At 31.4% G+C, this 18910-nt stretch carries 21 protein-coding genes; 5 read left to right on the top strand and 16 right to left on the bottom strand.

Going from position 1 to position 18910, the window contains the following annotated elements:
- Positions 1–6 precede the first annotated feature (6 nt).
- The 3 genes from GMA11_RS06895 to GMA11_RS06885 all read right to left on the bottom strand — a co-directional run bounded on the left by GMA11_RS06895 (position 7) and on the right by GMA11_RS06885 (position 2782).
- The gene (locus GMA11_RS06895) at positions 7–822 is read right to left on the bottom strand and encodes an McbB family protein (protein ID WP_163546460.1); all 816 of its coding nucleotides are present in this window, start codon (positions 820–822) and stop codon (positions 7–9) included.
- 11 nt (positions 823–833) lie between these two features.
- Positions 834–2435: an ATP-binding cassette domain-containing protein gene (locus GMA11_RS06890; protein WP_163546459.1), complete on the bottom strand. Its 1602-nt coding sequence runs from the start codon at positions 2433–2435 to the stop codon at positions 834–836.
- Between the two features lie 116 nt (positions 2436–2551).
- Positions 2552–2782: a hypothetical protein gene (locus tag GMA11_RS06885; protein ID WP_163546458.1), complete on the bottom strand. Its 231-nt coding sequence runs from the start codon at positions 2780–2782 to the stop codon at positions 2552–2554.
- 886 nt (positions 2783–3668) lie between these two features.
- Here GMA11_RS06885 and GMA11_RS06880 point away from each other — a divergent pair.
- On the top strand, positions 3669–4526 hold the full coding sequence (locus GMA11_RS06880) for a helix-turn-helix transcriptional regulator (protein ID WP_163546457.1): 858 nt from the start codon (positions 3669–3671) through the stop codon (positions 4524–4526).
- Positions 4527–4600: 74 nt separating this feature from the next.
- On the opposite strand, the gene pheT is transcribed toward GMA11_RS06880, so the two are convergent.
- The 13 genes from pheT to GMA11_RS06815 form a co-directional block, all read right to left on the bottom strand.
- Positions 4601–7033 (bottom strand): phenylalanine--tRNA ligase subunit beta, encoded by a 2433-nt coding sequence (gene pheT / locus GMA11_RS06875; RefSeq protein WP_163546456.1) that lies wholly within the window; start codon positions 7031–7033, stop codon positions 4601–4603.
- Positions 7033–8106 carry a phenylalanine--tRNA ligase subunit alpha gene (pheS, locus tag GMA11_RS06870; protein WP_240328853.1) on the bottom strand — a complete coding sequence of 358 codons (1074 nt, stop codon included), beginning with the start codon at positions 8104–8106 and terminating at the stop codon, positions 7033–7035. Before pheS ends, pheT begins: the two co-directional genes overlap by 1 nt.
- Positions 8107–8367: 261 nt before the next feature.
- Positions 8368–8748: a helix-turn-helix domain-containing protein gene (locus GMA11_RS06865; RefSeq protein ID WP_163546455.1), complete on the bottom strand. Its 381-nt coding sequence runs from the start codon at positions 8746–8748 to the stop codon at positions 8368–8370.
- Between the two features lie 3 nt (positions 8749–8751).
- Positions 8752–9300: a transcription termination/antitermination protein NusG gene (nusG, locus tag GMA11_RS06860; RefSeq protein ID WP_163546454.1), complete on the bottom strand. Its 549-nt coding sequence runs from the start codon at positions 9298–9300 to the stop codon at positions 8752–8754.
- Between the two features lie 82 nt (positions 9301–9382).
- Positions 9383–9856 carry a tRNA (adenosine(37)-N6)-threonylcarbamoyltransferase complex ATPase subunit type 1 TsaE gene (gene tsaE / locus GMA11_RS06855; RefSeq protein ID WP_163546453.1) on the bottom strand — a complete coding sequence of 158 codons (474 nt, stop codon included), beginning with the start codon at positions 9854–9856 and terminating at the stop codon, positions 9383–9385.
- Positions 9857–9868: 12 nt separating this feature from the next.
- Positions 9869–10315 (bottom strand): hypothetical protein, encoded by a 447-nt coding sequence (locus GMA11_RS06850; protein WP_163546452.1) that lies wholly within the window; start codon positions 10313–10315, stop codon positions 9869–9871.
- 60 nt (positions 10316–10375) lie between these two features.
- Complete coding sequence (locus tag GMA11_RS06845; protein ID WP_163546451.1) at positions 10376–11740, bottom strand: MATE family efflux transporter; 1365 nt, start codon at positions 11738–11740, stop codon at positions 10376–10378.
- Positions 11741–11902: 162 nt separating this feature from the next.
- Complete coding sequence (gene trmD / locus GMA11_RS06840; protein WP_163546450.1) at positions 11903–12655, bottom strand: tRNA (guanosine(37)-N1)-methyltransferase TrmD; 753 nt, start codon at positions 12653–12655, stop codon at positions 11903–11905.
- Positions 12652–13164: a ribosome maturation factor RimM gene (rimM, locus tag GMA11_RS06835; RefSeq protein WP_163546449.1), complete on the bottom strand. Its 513-nt coding sequence runs from the start codon at positions 13162–13164 to the stop codon at positions 12652–12654. The genes trmD and rimM overlap by 4 nt, the downstream gene beginning before the upstream one ends.
- The gene (locus GMA11_RS06830; RefSeq protein WP_163546448.1) at positions 13165–13620 is read right to left on the bottom strand and encodes a gamma-glutamylcyclotransferase family protein; all 456 of its coding nucleotides are present in this window, start codon (positions 13618–13620) and stop codon (positions 13165–13167) included.
- Between the two features lie 84 nt (positions 13621–13704).
- Entirely contained in the window at positions 13705–13959 is a 255-nt protein-coding gene (locus GMA11_RS06825) for a KH domain-containing protein (RefSeq protein ID WP_163546447.1), read from the bottom strand.
- A 32-nt stretch (positions 13960–13991) separates the two neighbouring features.
- Positions 13992–14264, bottom strand: a complete 273-nt coding sequence (rpsP, locus tag GMA11_RS06820) for a 30S ribosomal protein S16 (RefSeq protein WP_163546446.1) — start codon at positions 14262–14264, stop codon at positions 13992–13994.
- Between the two features lie 84 nt (positions 14265–14348).
- A complete protein-coding gene (locus GMA11_RS06815) occupies positions 14349–14996 on the bottom strand; it encodes a metal-dependent transcriptional regulator (protein WP_163546445.1) in 648 nt (215 codons plus the stop codon).
- A gap of 174 nt (positions 14997–15170) precedes the next feature.
- Between GMA11_RS06815 and GMA11_RS06810 the strand changes: the two genes are divergently transcribed.
- Genes GMA11_RS06810 through GMA11_RS06795 form a run of 4 tightly spaced genes read left to right on the top strand, consistent with a single transcriptional unit; the run spans position 15171 to position 18624 of the window.
- Positions 15171–16112 carry a metal ABC transporter solute-binding protein, Zn/Mn family gene (locus tag GMA11_RS06810; protein ID WP_163546444.1) on the top strand — a complete coding sequence of 314 codons (942 nt, stop codon included), beginning with the start codon at positions 15171–15173 and terminating at the stop codon, positions 16110–16112.
- Between the two features lie 15 nt (positions 16113–16127).
- Positions 16128–16901: a metal ABC transporter ATP-binding protein gene (locus tag GMA11_RS06805; protein ID WP_163546443.1), complete on the top strand. Its 774-nt coding sequence runs from the start codon at positions 16128–16130 to the stop codon at positions 16899–16901.
- A 2-nt stretch (positions 16902–16903) separates the two neighbouring features.
- Positions 16904–17785, top strand: coding sequence for a metal ABC transporter permease (locus GMA11_RS06800; protein WP_163546442.1), 882 nt, complete (start codon positions 16904–16906; stop codon positions 17783–17785).
- Positions 17779–18624 carry a metal ABC transporter permease gene (locus GMA11_RS06795; RefSeq protein ID WP_163546441.1) on the top strand — a complete coding sequence of 282 codons (846 nt, stop codon included), beginning with the start codon at positions 17779–17781 and terminating at the stop codon, positions 18622–18624. The genes GMA11_RS06800 and GMA11_RS06795 overlap by 7 nt, the downstream gene beginning before the upstream one ends.
- Positions 18625–18910: the final 286 nt, after the last annotated feature.

Genomic DNA, 18910 nt, shown 5'->3' with positions numbered 1-18910 from the left:
TTCCTCCTATGTCTCACAGCAATCACATAACTCCCAGTGCATACATGTATCATATTTAACAGTATAATCATTGATATCAATTTCAATAACCGTATTAGCTAAATAATTTATATCACGTTTAAAAAACTTACATATTTCATTTATTATTACAAGAAAATCTACTTTATTAATTGGAGTTTCTATTTCAAATAAAGTATTCTCAAAATAAATCATATCAATAATTGACTGAAAATTAATCATATCGTACATTTTAGAAAAACCTCTCAAAGAACACTCTAAATTCGAGAAAAAACATCTTGGACAAGGATTGCACCATTCTTTTTTATATAAATTCGTTATATAAAACTTACTATTGTAAGGGAATACAATTGTAAATTGAATATTCCTATTATTTAATACACTACATATATCTTGTAATTTTTTAAAATTAAATGGAATTAAAATAATAATTTGCGTATCAGCTTCTAAACTAATAATTTCTTCTAAAATGATGTTTTCAGACTCTACAAAATTTAAAATATTTTGAATTACTTTGTTATCCGTTATCACACTAAATTTATCAATATACATAGAATGATAAAGTGATAATTTATCTTCTTTTAATATAAAATTAGAAATCATTAAATTTATTACTTCATTTACATCTATATTGTTTAAGAAATCTATTATTTCTTTTATATCAATTTTTTTAATTTGCTCTTTATCAATATATTCTAATAAACTAATGAGCTTTTCATCACTTGTCATAAAAATTCCTTTTGAATTCTGAACGACTACTGATTCTTCTAAATACGACAATATAAAAGGGTTAACTTTATACATTATTTTCTCCTTTAATATAATTCTAGTGTATTTTCAGAAAATTCTAATAACTTCATATCATGTGTTACAACTATAACTATTTTATTTTTTTTCTGAAGAAACTTAAAAATACAATATAGTTTTGAAACTAAATGAGTATTCATATTAGATGTTGGTTCATCAAAAATAAAAACATCCGCTTCTTTTATTACAGTCAAAAACAAGAAAAATAACTGTCTTTCACCGCTAGATAATTCAGAAATTTTTTTATTTTTTAAAGAAAAAATATTAAAAATCTCCGAATAAAAAAGTTCTGATAACTCTTTATTTTTTTTGACTTGTTCAAGATTTATATTATGTTCTAACACAAAAGAGTTTACAGTATCTGTTTCCAAGTAAAAATTATCTTGTAAATAAATAGACATATTGTTTTTTCTAATATCATACATATTTAGATTTTCTATTTTTTCATTATTTAACAAAATATCCCCAAATCTTCTTTCATAATTTATACCTATAATTGCTTCTAATAAAGTTGTCTTTCCACTACCATTTTTCCCAGAAATGAAATTAATATACTCATTCCCAAAACAAAAATTAATATTTTTACTATACAAATTACTTTCTTGTGTAAAATTCACGTCACTTAATTCAATTTTATAAACTCTCTCTAAAGAAAGTTCCCCATGATTTTCTAAATTTATCTTTGAGATTTCATTCATTCTACACATAGACGTTTTCGCTAATTGGTATCCATTTCCAAGTTCTATATAAAACTGAACTATATTTAGTGATATTGAAAAATAACTCGATACTGTTATATACTGTCCAATAGTCATTTTTTGTTTAAGAATGTAATAAGCACTAAATATAAGTATAGATACCGAAAAAAACATTGTTATCCACTCATCTGTTGTATTTAATCTATACAATAAGTGTGTAAATTTCCTATCAAGATAAAAAGTTTTATGATATACATCTAAAAATTTATGATTTATAAAATCATAAATTGAGTGAGAACGTATTTCTTTATTTTTTAGAAATATATGATTAAAAAAACCAAAATATTTATTTTGTTGTTCTATATTTTCTGTGTTTAACAAAAAGATTTTTTTTGCTCTTGAGTAATATATAGCTAAATACATTATTATAAAAATAATAAACATGAAAAAAATAGCTATATTCTCAAAAAATAATAATGTCAATATAATTACTCCGAATAATAAATTTAAAACAGCAGGTATAATATTCGTTAATATAAAAGAAACAATATTTTCTACATCCATCTTTAAACGCTGACTCAAATACAACGTATCATAACTATTATAATCGTTAATAGGAATTTTAAGTAAAAAATTTACATATTTATATAATATATTAAAAGAGAACTTATAATGGATATCAAAAGAAATAACTTTATAAATATAAGAAACTAGAGTACTTAAAATTATAAAAAACATTAATAGAACTATATACATAATAATAGTTTGATATTCATTTGATAAAATAAGTAAATCAATAAATTTACCATTCATTATTGGTAAAAAGAAACTAAAGAATAAATTAAAAAAGCCTAACACTACTAAAACGAACAATTTCTTATCCACTAAATTTTTCTTAAAAAAACTAAACATATTTTTCACCCGAAATATAAAATAGCACTCTAATCCATTCTTAATAAGAATGCTATTTTATATTATTTAATCAAGAATTTTCAACTTAAGTATATAATTTCTTAATTATTATGCTATTAAAATTGAATATTTTCAGATACTTCAATCAATGAAGAAGCTCCTCCAGCATATTTACAAAATCTAGGTAATTTTGGATATGGGTCACTATCTCCTACATTAAGTATTGAAACAGAAGATAAAAATTTTTTATTTGAACTTAAATTTTTTCTGTTTTTTTCTGAAACAACTTTTTTATCAGATGATACTCCAAAAGTTTTTAAAGGTACTCCGGGTAAATGTAAACTCATAACATGACACTCCTTATCTTTTATTTTAGTTGTAATATATTACAATTGAATATTACAACTAAAATTCTTATTAGTCAATAATAAATTCTTAATAAGAATTAAAAAAGAAAAGATGATAAAACTATCAATATAATAGCGAATAATTATATATCATTTTTATAGTTATAAACCATAATAAAAAAACAAAACATTAATATACAACTTGAATTCAATTATCTACGATCAATCTTAAATTACTATCTTATATAAAAAAACGAGAATTACTATTACACTGTATATCGTTATTTTTTAGTATCACCTCATTTACTAACGTGCAACAATTCTTTAAAAAATATTTTTTATAAAAAAGTTTATTTCTATGGTAATTAATGTTAAAATAATTTTACTAAAGAATAGATACAAAAAACTCAGCACAGTCATATTTAAAATATTTCTTCTTATTATTTTTCAATACATCGGTAGAATTATTTTATTATCATTAACTTTATAAAAAGGAGTATTGCATTATGAGAATTTCAATAAAAAAATTTTTTATAATATTATCAACACTTGGATTAACTATTTTAGTATCAAGTAGTCCATTACCATCAACTTTTTCAGATAATAATCCACCTATTATTCATAAAATTTTATAAATAAATATAAATTCCATAAATACTATATATTAACCATAATTTTTTAATCAAATTTATTATTTCAATATACTATATTGACAATTATCTTTATTACTACCTTATTCTTAATTTATATACTATGCATATTATTCTCTATAAATTTTAAATATAAAATATATTAAAAACTAATTACAGGTCCTAATAAAACCATATTATTTTATATTGAAGACTACTATATTTATGCATCTTTAATACATTTGGGAGAAATTAACGTGAATTACGGAAATTTAATACATACTTATCGAAAAAAGAACAATATGTCACAAAAAGAATTAGCACAAAATATATGTACGCAATCTGTGATTAGTAAAATCGAAAAAAATCAGCTTACCCCATCAATAGATTTATTTTTTACTTTAGTGAAAAGACTTCATATACCAGCAGATGAATTTTCAGAGATTTTCTATATTAGAACAACACCAGATACCTTGAATAAACATAAAATTTTATCCATTCTTGAAACGAGAAACTATATTGAATTAAAGAAATATTTAGAAAGTATTGATAAAACAATGTTATCTAAATTAGAAGAACAATACATGACATATTATCAATCTATTCTTTTATATCATCTACATAATCACTTAAGCGATGCTATTTCAAGTCTTATTCATCTAAAAGAGACACTCGACAAAACAGAAGAAACATTTGAACTCTACGCAAATATCACACATAGTCTTGCTTCTTTTTACATGGAATCGAATGATTTATCTCAAGTTTTAACCTGTTTGGAGGAAATCTATACATTATTACCTTATCTGACAGAAACTGAATTTATTACCAAATATTATTATTCTTATGCTAGGTGCTTACATTCCTTAAATAAAAATCAAGAAGCTATCGAAAAAGCAAATTTAGGTATTAAAAATTCTGTTGATAATCATTCACTCTATATTGTCGCAGATTTACTTTTACTGAAATCTTATATTCTTAAAGACATGACACTATTTTCACTAGCATTAGACCATTGTAATACGGCTGAATTATTGTATACATTATCCAATAATATAGTTTGTATTGATTACACAAAGGCATTAAAGCATACTTTGCAAGAATTGATAAATCAATAATGTACACCAAATCTAACAACACTCAAAAAGCTAGACACCAACTATTCTAAATGTTGGTGTCTAGCTTTTCTATTTTATCGAATAACAATGTTAAATGTTTCTGTTAATGCTGTTGTAACTTGTTGCATTGCCTTATTGACGTCCTCTTCTACTAATGTCGCTTTTAAATTCATAAACGTTAAGCGGTACGCCAATGATTTTTTGTTCAAGCCAATATTATCACCCATGTAGTAGTCAAATAAGTGCACATTGACTAGATATGCTCCAGCATTTTCTTTTAGAACGGTTAAAATATCAGCATGTGATAAGTCTTTGTCCACAAGTAAGGCAATATCACGTGTCATACTTGGATATTTTGGTACTTCTGTTTGTACCAATGCTTGTCTTTGATATGTAATCAATGGTAACACCAAACATTCACAAACATACGTTTCTGGTAAATCGTATGCTTTTTCTAAACTTGGGTGTAGTTGCCCAATAAATCCAATTTCTTGTCCATTTAACACAATGCTTGCGGTACGTCCTAGATGCATATTGTCTTTTTTAACTGGTTTATACACAATGTCTTGTGATACACCCATTTTCTCAAAATATGTTTCTAAAGTACCTTTTAAGTCGTAGAAAGTGATTTTTTCTGATTTACTATTCCATGTTTTTTCTGTTTTATTGCCTGTTAATAATAACGCAATATGTTCTTCCTCACGTGGTTGTACTTGGTCTGGTACGGCATAGAACACACGCCCTGTTTCATAAAGTGATAAGTTTGTGTTTCCTCTTGCAATATTATAACTTGCAATGTCTAATAAACCACTAAGTAAACTACGACGTAGAACACTTCTTTCTTCACTCATTGGTAAAGCTAATGAAATAGCATCATCTGCTGCCATTGCTAATAAACCCGATTTTTCAGGAGATGTTAAAGAATACCCAATCACTTGTGTATAACCTAATCCCTCAAATAAACTTCTTGTTTTTCTTACATACGACTGCATGGTGCTTAATCGACCACTAACGGCTGGCGTCACTGGTAAGGTTGACGGTAATTTGTCGTAGCCATAAATACGTGCGACTTCTTCAATAATATCTGATTCAATCGCAATATCCCAACGTCTTGGTGGCACAATGACATCTATGTCTGTACCATTTACATTGTATTCAAATGCAAGACGATCAAATATAGATAAGACTTCTTGCTGTGTTAAAGTTGTTCCTAAAGCATGATTGATTTTATCAGTCGTAATCATCACACGAGATGATTGAACATCTAATGTATCAATAGCTTCATAACCACTTACAACTGTTCCTCCTGATAGTTCAGCAATAAGTGCTGCTGCTTGATGTGCCACTTCTTTCACAATCGCTAAGTTAATGCCTTTTTCATATCTTGCACTAGATTCACTACGTAAATTCAAACGTTTAGATGTCAAGCGGATATTTTTTGGATTGAAAACAGCTGTTTCTAAGGCAACCGTTGTTGTTTTAGATGTAATTTCTGTGTCTAAACCACCCATCACACCTCCTAAAGCTACCGGTGTATCACCAGAAGTAATCACAATATCATCGACCGTCAATGTACGTGTCGTATCATCTAATGTCACCAATGTTTCATGTTCATTTGCTTTTCTAACATGAATGTGTTTTTGAGGTAGTGTATCGTAGTCAAAAGCATGTAAAGGTTGTCCGTATGCCATGAGCATGTAGTTTGTTGCATCTACGACATTATTGATAGGACGTACACCAATTTTCATTAAACGCATTTGTAGCCAAAGTGGGCTTGGCTGAATCGTAACATCTTTAATGATTGTCATGTAATAAGCTGGACAATCTACTGGATTGTCAACAGACACTTGAACATAATCTTTTACTTGTTTTGTTGTATCTGTCGGAACATTGTATGTGTGTATGCGTGGTGTTTCATCATAAATCGCACCTACTTCATAAGCCGTTCCGTACATACTTAGAGCATCTGCTCTATTTGGTGTAATGGATAACTCTAGTACAGAATCATTCAAGCCTAAATAATCCACTACATCTGAACCTATTGGAGCATCTTCTGGAAGAATGAAGATGCCATTTGCTACTTCTTTAGGAATGACATTCGACGGAAAACCTAATTCTTCAAGAGAACATAACATGCCATTTGAGGCAACCCCACGAATTTTTCCTTTTTTAATTTTAATATTATTTACGATACGTGCACCAGATAAGGCTACAATCACTTTTTGATTTTTGGCTACATTTGGCGCTCCACATACAATTTGCAGTACCCCTTGTTCTTCAGGTGCATGGTCTAGGCCAACCTCAACTTGACAAATGTGTAAATGGTCAGAATCTGGATGATCCACAACGTCGATTGTTTTTCCGATAACGATTTTTGTCAATGTTTCTCCTATTGAGGAAACACCTTCAATTTCAATCCCAGTTGTTGACATTTTATCCGCCAATTCTTGTGGAGATACGGATAAATTTGGTAAATATTCTTTTAGCCATTCATAAGATATTAACATCATTCTTCTCCTTCCATTATGACTGAAAATTGATTTAAGAAACGCACATCATTTTGATAAAAATGACGAATATCGTCAACACCATATTTCAACATGGCAAAACGTTCTAATCCCATTCCAAAGGCAAAACCACCATAAACAGTAGAATCTACACCCGACATTTCAAGAACATTTGGGTGTACCATGCCGGCACCTAATACTTCAATCCAACCAGTTCGTTTACATACCGCACAACCTTGTCCACCACATTTAAAACAACTAACATCGACTTCGACAGACGGCTCTGTAAACGGAAAATAACTTGGTCTTAAACGAATTTGTCTATCTTCACCAAACATTTCTTTTGCCACCACTTGTAATGTTCCTTTTAAATCTGCCATTGTAATATGTTTATCAATGACTAAGCCTTCAATTTGTTGGAATTGATGAGAATGTGTCGCGTCGTCATCATCACGACGGTACACTTTTCCCGGACTAATCATTTTTAATGGACCTTTAGAAAAATCATGTTTTTCCATTGTTCTTGCCTGTACAGGCGATGTTTGTGTACGTAGTAAAATATCCTCGTTAATATAAAATGTATCTTGCATATCTCTTGCTGGATGATTTTTTGGTAAGTTCATTTTTCCAAAATTATACAAATCTGTTTCAACTTCTGGGCCTTCAACTACATCATATCCCATACTCATGAATAAATCTTCTAATTGTGTTAGGACTCTTGTTAATAAATGTGTTGTCCCAACAGATTGTTTATTTCCAGGTAAGGTCACATCAATCGTTTGGCTGGCTAAAGCCTGTTCTAATTGATATGCTTCAAATGTTTCTCTAGCATTCTCAACAGCTTGTGTCACTGTTTGGCGAATGTCATTTGCCAATGCACCAATTATTTTTCTTTCTTCTTCACTTGCATCTTTGAGTTGTTTCATGACTTGTGTTAAGTCACTCTTTTTGCCTAAAACAGCAATGCGTAAGTCGTTTAATAAATTAACCTGCTCTTGAATACTTGCTGTTTTAATGTCCTTTAATTGACTTAGCGTTTGTTCGCGTAATTGCATCAATTTTTCTTGTAACATATAATCCTCCTTAACAAAAAAGTCCTTTACAAGTGTTAACTTGTAAAGGACGACTATATCGTGGTACCACCTTTTTGCCATTCATCTTTTGGATAAATGCTCTATTTGATAACGGTCATTGACCGGAAACTGTTTCCAGTTCAGCTCTAAAAGCGAAAGGCATTGTTTTTCTTTGGATTTACTTTCAGTCTACGATAAATCTCCCTGAACAAATTATGGACAATGTTTCTTTTATCATTGCTGTTATATATGATATATGTGTTATTCTATACTATTCTTTTCTTCTTGACAATCCTCAGTTATCCACTTTTGTGCCCACTCTTTTAGCGATTGGGTTGCTTGTGCAAGTTCTAAACCTTTTTGCGTTAAGCGATATGTAAATTTGACATGTTCTGGACACTCTGTATTTTTCTCAATAAGATCTTCTTGTTCCATTTCACGTAAGCGTTCTGTTAAAACGCGATCACTTAATCCTTCAATCGCACGTGATAATTGTGAAAATCTGCATTCCCCTTGACGTAACACCTCAATAATCATGGCGTTCCATCGTTTCCCCAAAATGCGAAAGGTTTGTTCATATTTGGGGCAAATGACAACAGACGGTTTTACTTGCGCTAATTCAAATTCAAACAAATCTTTCATATTCTACACCTTATCTACATGATCAAAATCGACTTCAGCGATTGTTTGTCTACCAAACATTTCAACAATAACTTTTAATTTTGCCTTTTCAGTATCTACTTCATCTACTTTTCCAGTCATACCATTAAAAGCACCGTCTAAAATTGTTACAATTTCTCCAACAACAAAGTCGCCATTATGTTGACGTAAACTAATACCCATGCGATGTAAAATAGATTCTACTTCATCAGGTAAAAGTGGTGTTGGTTTACTACCTGCTCCGTGAGAACCGATGAATCCTGTCACACCAGGCGTATTACGAACAACGTACCACGCTTGATCAGACATAATCATTTCTAACAAAACATACCCGGGGAATGTTTTGTCCATTTTAACATTTTCTTTGCCGTTTTTTACTTCAACAACTTCTTCCTCTGGTACAACAACACGGAAAATGTAGTCTTCCATGCCCATACTTTGAATACGAGATTCTAAGTTGGCTTTGACTTTATTTTCATATCCAGAATATGTATGCAACACATACCACAATTTTTCTTGCTCTAATGTTTCCATTTATTCTCCCTCACATCTTCATAATAAAAAACCTCTTAGAGAGGTTTTCCTTCGTATGCCTTATTATAACAGTTTTAATGAGCTAATTCAACGACAAACTATTTTCCCATTTTTGTATGAGCGCATCATATTTTGGTCCGTGTGCCACGCTTTTTAAGACACGTGCGTCTTCTTGGTTAGGTACACGATCTAAATAGATATGTAGCACTTGTTTGGGTAATGTTTCTTGTATAAATTGACTCCATTCAACAATACAAACACCTTCCCCATCAAAATATTCTTCAAAACCTAGTTCATCTCCACCAATATCTTCTAAACGATACACGTCCATGTGATACAGTGGTAGACGTCCATCTAAGTATTCTCGAATGAGTGTATACGTTGGGCTTTTAATAATTTTTGTAATACCCAGCCCTTTTGCCAATCCTTTGGTAAAAGTCGTCTTTCCTGCCCCTAATTCCCCATGAAGTAAAATCGTCATACCACTTTCTAAATATGGTGCTAGTTGACTTGCAACGTCTTGCATCTGTTGTTCTGAACGAATATTTAGTTGCATGATAATCCTCTTTTACTCGAATAGTGCATCATCAAATGCTCCTGTTATTGCTTCTAAATCTTCTAGAAGTGCTCTAACAATCGCAGGGCCTTGAATAAGCATGTCATAAACGGGTTTGACATGGTAATTGCTTCTGACTAATTTACGTAAATACAATTCGCCATCTCCAGCTAAAAACAGAGTATAATAACCTGTTTTCATTTCATTTAACTGATTGATAAGTGAAATTACTTCGTCTTTTTGATTATAATTTTTTAAAAAACCAACATGGCGATAAACAATTTGTATATCTGTTTCTTCTTTGTTGTTTTCTAAAATCATTTCTAGTCGAAGGGTATGTGTTGCTTTTAATCGAAAATCTACATTATATAAAACTAGTCCGTCCCCAATATCTGTTTTAGTAACGGGTACTTTTCTTTCTGCAAATAGTGCATCAAAACTTTCAACTACTGTTGTCATCTTATTTCTCCTTTTTCCATGTACAGCTTTATTTTATCATAAAATCTACTCATTGTCGTTTTAAATTTGAATAGCTTTCCATTTTCCTGTTCTATATCTTAACAAGACAACAAGCCATGTCACAATTTGGTTGATGGCTAGTGCCCACCAAGCACCAACAATACCATAATGTAGAATACTCACAAATAAATGTCCAAGTGCCACACGAATGATAAAGACACCAATTAAAGTTGCAATCATTGGCCATATTGTGTCGCCTGCTCCTCTTAATGCACCTGTCATCGCTAAATTATCTGCTAAAAATGGTTGCACAAAAGCTAATAATGGCATAATCAATAACATATTTGCCATAATTGTATCAGAAGAGGTATACCCTAAAACAATCCATTTACCAAATAAGAAGAAAATTCCTCCCATAATACATGCCACAATAAAGGCTAATTTTCTAACAATTATCGCACATCTTTGAGCAATTTCAGGAGCTTTTGCACCAAGTTCTTTTCCAACTAAAACAGATGCAGAAATACCAAATGCCTGACTTGGTGCAATGGATAAAGTCCAAATATTTAAACCTATTTGATGCGCAGCATAAACACCTGTTCCTAAACCGGCAACAATCATTGTAAAAATCATTGCACCACTTCTAAAAATAAGTTGCTCCATTGCACTCGGTAATCCGATTTTTATCAGTTGTTGTACCGTTAAATAATCGAAATGGAATTTTTCTTTTAAAGAAAACTTAATACGTCCTTTTCCACTAATCAAATAACGGAACATTAAGCATGCTGCAATCATATTCGCCAATATCGTAGCGATACCTGTTCCCATTAAATGCAATGCTGGCAAACCAAATAAACCGTAAATCAAGATACTATTAAAGAATACATTACATAGATTGGCAATAATATTGTTTCTCATCGGAATTTTTGTTTCTCCCACACCTCGTAATGCGGCTGAAATTGTCATTGTAAATCCTTGAAAAATAAAAGCAATCATCAATAGTCGAAAATAATCTGTTGCAATATTGATGGCATCAGGTTGTGCACCTAAAAACAATAAGACAGGATGTGCAAAAATCCAACCTAAAACGGATAACGGCAAAATAAAACACACAATGCTAATAAGCATAATATGTTTCAAGACAGACGGTATACGATGTAATTTTTTAGCCCCATAATAACGTGAAATTACCGCTGTTCCCCCAACATTCAACGCTTGAACAAATGCTAAGCATAAAAATAAGGGCTGATTTGTTAATCCAATAGACGCCATTGCTGCTGTTGCATACGCACTATCGGGAATTTGCCCAACCATCATCATATTTATCACGCCAAAAAGTGACCCTAATAATAATTCAATAAAAACGGGCCACGCTATTTTAACGACTTCTTTCGTTAAGTCATTGATTTGTATTTTATTACTCATGATTCTATTCCACCTCTTTAATATCATATCACTTTTTATTCATTTTTTCAGAAAAAATGACTTTTTCGGTACTATCATACAAATTATGTGGGTCTTTTATACTCATTCTAAATAATAAACAAAAGGTAGCAAAAGGCTATACCCTTTGCTACCAATACACACTCATTCTTCTTTTTCAATACTATGCTCACGCTTTATTTCTTCTAATAAAGTAACTTGTTTTGATGTTAAGTCTATTTTTTCCAACATATCTGGACGTTTCAATAATGTTTGTCTTAGACTTTCTTTTTCTTTCCATTCTTCAATTTTTTGATGATGTCCACTCAACAAAACATCTGGCACACACATACCTCGATATTCTCTTGGTCTTGTGTATTGTGGATGCTCTAGCAATCCTGTTGCATGAGAGTCTGTTATTGCCGACATATCATTACCCAACACATTGGGTAATAAGCGTACCGTTGCATCAATCATCACCATGGCAGCAAGTTCTCCACCTGTTAACACATAATCCCCTAAAGAAATCTCATCCGTTACATAGTGTTTAATACGTTCATCATACCCTTCATAATGCCCACAAATGAAAATAAGTTCTTGTGCTGTTGCTAAATCTTGTGCAACGTCATGACTAAAGGGTACTCCCGCAGGATCTAATAAAACAATTCTTTGATGTGGTTTTTTAGCAGGTAATGACGTCACACTTTCAAGTGCCTCTACAATAGGTTCTACTTTCAAAAGCATACCTGCTCCTCCACCAAAAGGATAATCATCAACATGATGTTGTTTATTGTGGGCAAAATCTCTAAAATTAACAACATTTAAAGAAATAATATCATTTTCCAAAGCTTTACCAATAATAGAATGTTCCATAGCTTGAAACATTTCTGGGAATAAACTTAAAATATGGATATTCATTCGTCTAATAACCCCTCTATATTGGCAATATCAATCCGTTGATTTGCCACACTCACCGATAAAACAACATCATTGATATATGGAATCAAAACATCTTTTTTCCCTTGACGTTGCACAACCCATACATCATTAGAACCCAATTCTAAAATTTCTTTCACTTTACCAATCATGTTGTTTTCACAAAATACAGGTAAGCCAATAATTTCGTGGTAGTAAAATTCATCCTCTTCTAATGCCGTCAAATATTCTTCTGATATACCTAATAGCATACCTTTATAACGTTCGACATCGTTAATCGAAGAATGATTCTCAAACGTTAATAAATCAAAGTTTTTATGTTTTCGATGACTTGCTACTACAACGTCTTTGACAGGTTTTCCATTGTCTAACACTACTAGTGTTTGTCCTTTTTTATAGCGTTCTTGAGCAAAGTCCGTAGTCGAAATCACACGTACTTCACCTTTTAAACCTTGTGTGTTTACAATTTTTCCAACGTGATAGACTGTCATTTATCTACTCTCCTTTTTATTTTTCTCATTTTTTTCTTTTATCAATGCTTTTTCTAAATAAGTGATATCGAACTGATGAGCGATATAGGCTTCTTTTACCATATTGTAATAAGCTTGTTCTGGCTTTATATAAGGATAATCTTTCATCACATACATCATTCCTTTTATCAAACGTTCTTGGAACATAATAGACACATAAACTTTATCATATAATATTGGATAATCTTCATATTCATCTAATAGTCGCTCATGTTCATGCGTGTTAATCTCCCAAATAACAACGGGCACTTTATCCTCTTTGCTTTCTTCGAGTGTTAAATAACCGACATCTTTTCCTCGAAATGCTAAGCAATACTGTTCTAAAAAACTCGTACCCATATAAACGGCATCTTTTAGTAAATCTTTCATCCATTCGTGGTGCATATTGCTACCGTATGCGATATAATACTGTTTCATTTTTAGCTCCCATCGTTATGATGTATTTAGTGTATCATATTTTATATCATAACAGCAAAAAAGAGCCTTTATCGGCTCTTTTGATTATTCATTTTCTTGTGCATCGTTGATAACTAGGCGAACACGTTTGTTCCCTTTGTCACGTACGCTATACAAAATCGTACGAATAGCTTGCACAACACGACCTTGACGTCCGATGACACGTCCTATATCATCTTGGTTTAACACTAAATGATATTCCATAAATTCAGACGTTTCTTCTATACGAACAATCAATTCATCTGGATGTAGTACCAATGGTTTCACCATAGATAGTAATAAATCTTCAATATTTGGCATATACATCATCTCCTCGATGCGTCATTTAAGCATTATTTTGCTTGTTTTGATTCGTGGAATTTTTTCAAAACTCCTGCTTTTGATAATAAGTTACGAACTGTATCTGTTGGTTGTGCACCATTTCCTAACCATTTTAATGCTAACTCTTCATCAACTGTTACTGTTGCTGGTTCTGTTAATGGGTTATAAGTTCCCACTTTCTCAATAATACGTCCATCACGTGGTGAACGAGAATCAGCCACAACGATACGGTAGAAAGGTGCTTTTTTAGAACCCATACGTTTTAAACGAATTTTTACTGCCATGTTTTTTATCCTCCTAAATCTTTTACTTGGTAAGTTTATCAAACCAGACAGTATCTGTCAAGTGTTTTTTCTTTACAGTTATTTTTAAACAGCATCTACATAAATCTGCTTAGCTACAGCATGTGTCATTTGAATGGATTGAGTACCTAAAGAAATAGTGTAAATACCTGTAAAGTCATCTTTCTCACTAAAGAAAAACTCTGTACCGATTTTTAAATGATTATTTTCTAAATATCTTAATAAATCAATATTATCAATCACTCGTTTAATACGATACGACTGCCCCACCGTTACTTTATCCAATGGATAGGCAATCAATTCTTCTAAAATCTCTTCTTTTCTAGGGACAATACCTCCATGTGGACAAATACGAGGATACCCTAAAATGTGTTCCAATTTATCAACAAATAAATCTGATACAACATGTTCCAATACTTCTGCTTCTGCATGTACTTGTTCAAATGTATACCCTAGATGATTAAATAAAAACAATTCAATTAAACGGTGCTTTCTGACTAAATCTGACACAATAGCCATACTCGTTCCCTTTAATTTGTATCCTTTAACTTTATCTTTTTCAATAAAATTATCTGCCAATAATTTTTTCATCATCTCACTTGTTGCTGGAGCAGACACACCCATTACTTCTGCAATCAATTTATTAGTCACTTTAAAGTCTTGATTGCCCAATTCATAAATACATTTTAAATAGTCCTCTTTATTTGGGGTCATTGTTTTCTCCTTTCTAACATTCTTCTCGTCTAACATGATGCCACATTTTCCCTAAATTGTCCATAGTAAACAAATTTTCTAAATTTGTATAAAAATGTTGACTTTTCATATTTTTTTAATTATGATTAAAGCACTAGTTAAGCATGCTTAATTTTTTTAGAAAAGGAGAATGATATGAAAGTAAAAAAAATTTTATCAACATTAGTTCTAAGTCTATTGACACTAGGTCTTTTGTTTGGATGCCAACAACAAAAAAATGAAGCATCAACACCAATGGAGAAAAAACCAACCGTAACGGTAACAACATCCTTTTTACAAGATATGGTAAAACAATTAGTTGGGGACGATGTTAAAACAGAATTGATTATTCCAGCTGGAGAAGATCCACATTTATATATTGCTAAAGCTGGTGATTTAAAAAAATTAAAAGAAGCTGATTTAGTACTATATCACGGCCTTCACTTTGAAGGAAAAATGGTAGATGTCTTAGAACAAAAAGGACAAGCTGTTTCTAAACATTTCCCAAAAGAAAAAATTGGAACATTTGATGAGGACGGAAAAGTTATCACAGACCCTCACTTCTGGTTCGATATTAGTTTATACAAATTAGCTGTTGAAGAAGCATCTGCTGAATTACAAAATTTATTACCAAATAAAGCAACAGAGATTAAATCAAAAGCAACTGACTATTTGAAAAAATTAGATGAATTAGACGCATGGAATATAGAACAATTAAGTCAGATTCCAGAAGAAAGACGCTATTTGATTACACCACATGATGCGTTTAATTATTTCTCAAGAGCGTATCATATACCCGTACAAGCACCACAAGGTGTAAGTACAGACTCAGAAGTTGATAATAAAGCAATGATTGATACAGTAGATTTCATTATCAAACATAACATTAAGGCTATTTTCTCTGAATCAACAACAAACCCTGAACGTATGGAAAAATTAAAAGAAGCTGTAAAAGCACGTGGTGGCGATGTAAAAGTAGTCACTGGTGAAGGACAAGAATTATTCTCTGACTCACTTGCACCACAAGGAGAAGACGGAGATACATACATTGATATGTACCGTCACAACACAAAACTCATTGTAGATAATTTAAAATAATAAGAGGTACAACATATGACAATAACTAATGCTGTAAAAGTACAAAATTTATCCATTAACTATAAAGGAAATACTGCTTTGCATGATGTGAATTTAATCATTCCTAATCAAACACGTACTGCCATTGTAGGACCGAATGGTGCTGGGAAATCAACATTAGTAAAAGGTATTTTAGGCATTGAAAAATTAGCATCTGGAACAGTAGAAATTTTAAATGAAACAGAACATTTGAATAAAATCATCAGTCAAAAAATTGCATATATTCCTCAAAGTTCTCAAGTAAATTGGCAATTTCCTGCAACAGTTGATGAAATTGTTTTAATGGGAAGATACCCTCATATTGCACATATGTTAAAAAAACCTTCTAAGTTAGATAAAGATATTGCAAGTCATGCACTTGAGCAGATGAAACTATCTGATTTAAAAAACAGACAAATTACAGAGCTATCTGGCGGTCAACGTCAGCGTGTGTTTATCGCCAGAGCATTAGCTCAACAAGCTGAATTATATATTTTAGACGAACCTCTTGCAGGCATTGATATTCAAACAGAACATATTATCATGGATACATTAAAAGATTTTCAAAAAGAAGGAAAAACATCTATTGTGATTCATCATGATTTACATACGGTATCAACTTATTATGATTATGTCGTTTGGGTCAATAAAACAATCGTACATTCAGGTCCTGTTGAAACAGCCTTTAATGACGAATGGTATTTTAAAACATATAAAAATGTCCAGTCTAATCAACAATTTATTAACTTTACAAATAAAGGACGTGATTAGACATGATAGATACAAGTGTTTTATTTGATTATTCTTTCATTACCGTTGCCGTTGGAACCATTATTTTAGCATTAGCTTCTAGCATGGTTGGTACTATTAGTGTTCTGACAAAACAAAGTTTAATTGGGGATACAATCGGTCATGCTTCTTATCCAGGTGTTATCTTTGCGTTTATACTCTTTCAACAAAGAGATCCACTCATTTTAACACTAGGTGCCATGTTCTCAGGATATGTTTCCTACTATTTGGTTCATTGGATTACAAGACATAGTGAACATAGTCTTATCAATGCACTGGCGTTAGTATCGTCTTCATTTTTTGGACTAGGGATGGTTTTGAAAAACTTTATACAAGGACATAAAGCCTTTAGCAAAGCTGCACAAGCAGGTTTACAAAAATATTTATTTGGACAAGCTGCCTTCATTCAACAAGATGATGTGATATTGATTTCCATTGTTTCTATTTTTTGTATCGTCATTTTCTTGTTGTTTTATGAAAAATATAAAATCTTTTTATTTGATCCAACTTTTGCACAATTAAATGGTATTTCACCTAAATTATTAAATCAACTGACAACATTTATGATGATTAGTCTGATTTCTGTGGGGTTAAAAGTCGTTGGTGCCATTTTAATGAGTAGCTTTTTAATTGCTCCTGCTGTAACAGGTATTTTATGTAGCAAACATTACAAAACAGCTCTATGGATTGGACTTGTTTCCGCTACGATTTCTGCATTTCTAGGTACTTATTTCAGTTCCATTATTAGTGGTTTATCAACAGGACCTGCCATTATCGTTTGTATGAGTATTATTGCGTTAACGACATTCTTTATCACGCAATACATCAAACCTAACTTGCACAAAGGAGGTTCTACAACATGTTAGATACATTATTGATTTTATATTTAACAGCTTTGGCTTGTGGGTCTTTAGGGACAATTCTTGTTGTTCGCAATGAATCGATGATTGCAGATGCTTTATCTCACTCTGTTTTATTAGGAATTGTTCTAGGTTTCTTTATCAGTAACAGTTTAGATTCACCATTACTCATTATTGGCGCTGCTTTATTTGGGGTATTTACTGTCTTTTTCATTGACAAACTCATGATATCACCTAAAATCACACATGATGCTGCAACTGGTTTAGTATTCCCTCTTTTATTTTCCATTGCAGTCATCTTGATTTCTATGTTCGCGCGAAATGTTCATTTGGACTTAGACATGGTTTTAATGGGTGAAATTATTTTTGCGTCATTGAACACAACAAACATATTCGGTATAGATATACCTGTTTCATTGATTAAAATTAGTATTATTTGTTTTATAAATATTCTCTTTTTAAGCATGATGTATCGTAGATTAAGTTTATTTTTATTTGATAGTACACAAGCAAGACTTGTCGGTTTAAAAACAAAAGTATTACAGACAATCATCATGTTGTTAGTGTCGTTTACAACCGTTATATCGTTTGATATGGTTGGATCTATCACCGTTATTTGTTTCTTTGTCGGCCCAGCAATGTCTGCATTATTATTTGCTAAGCATTACAAACAACTACTCTTTTTAACAGCTTTATTTAGTCTGTTGAACTGTGTTATTGGTTTTTTCACAGCGATATATTTAGATGTTACCGTTTCTGGAACGACAACAACCATTACATTGATAACACTACTTCTTTGTGTTTATATCAAACATATTTTAAAAAATAGGCTCTATGTCAAATAGGGTTGATGACTCATAAAAGGTAGTGATGTAATGAATGTTACGTCACTATCTTTTTAGTTTAAGTCACAAAGTGATGTACGGCTCACCGAAATGTACACGATACATTTCTCTTCCCCTACGTTGTGCGGGGAAGGAGCTATTCGTACATCGCTTTTGACCTAAACTATTAAGCAACTAGTGAAGTAGATGGTACGGTATATGGTACATATAACTTACACATGAATAAAATACGATTTCTAAAATGTGAAAAGTTACGATAACCATAGGCATTTCTCTTAAGTACTTT

It is taken from the genome of Granulicatella sp. zg-ZJ (genome assembly GCF_010892355.1).
Classification (GTDB): domain Bacteria; phylum Bacillota; class Bacilli; order Lactobacillales; family Aerococcaceae; genus WM01.
Note: the sequence above shows the minus strand (reverse complement) of the source record. Positions and strands in the feature narration are given on the sequence as shown.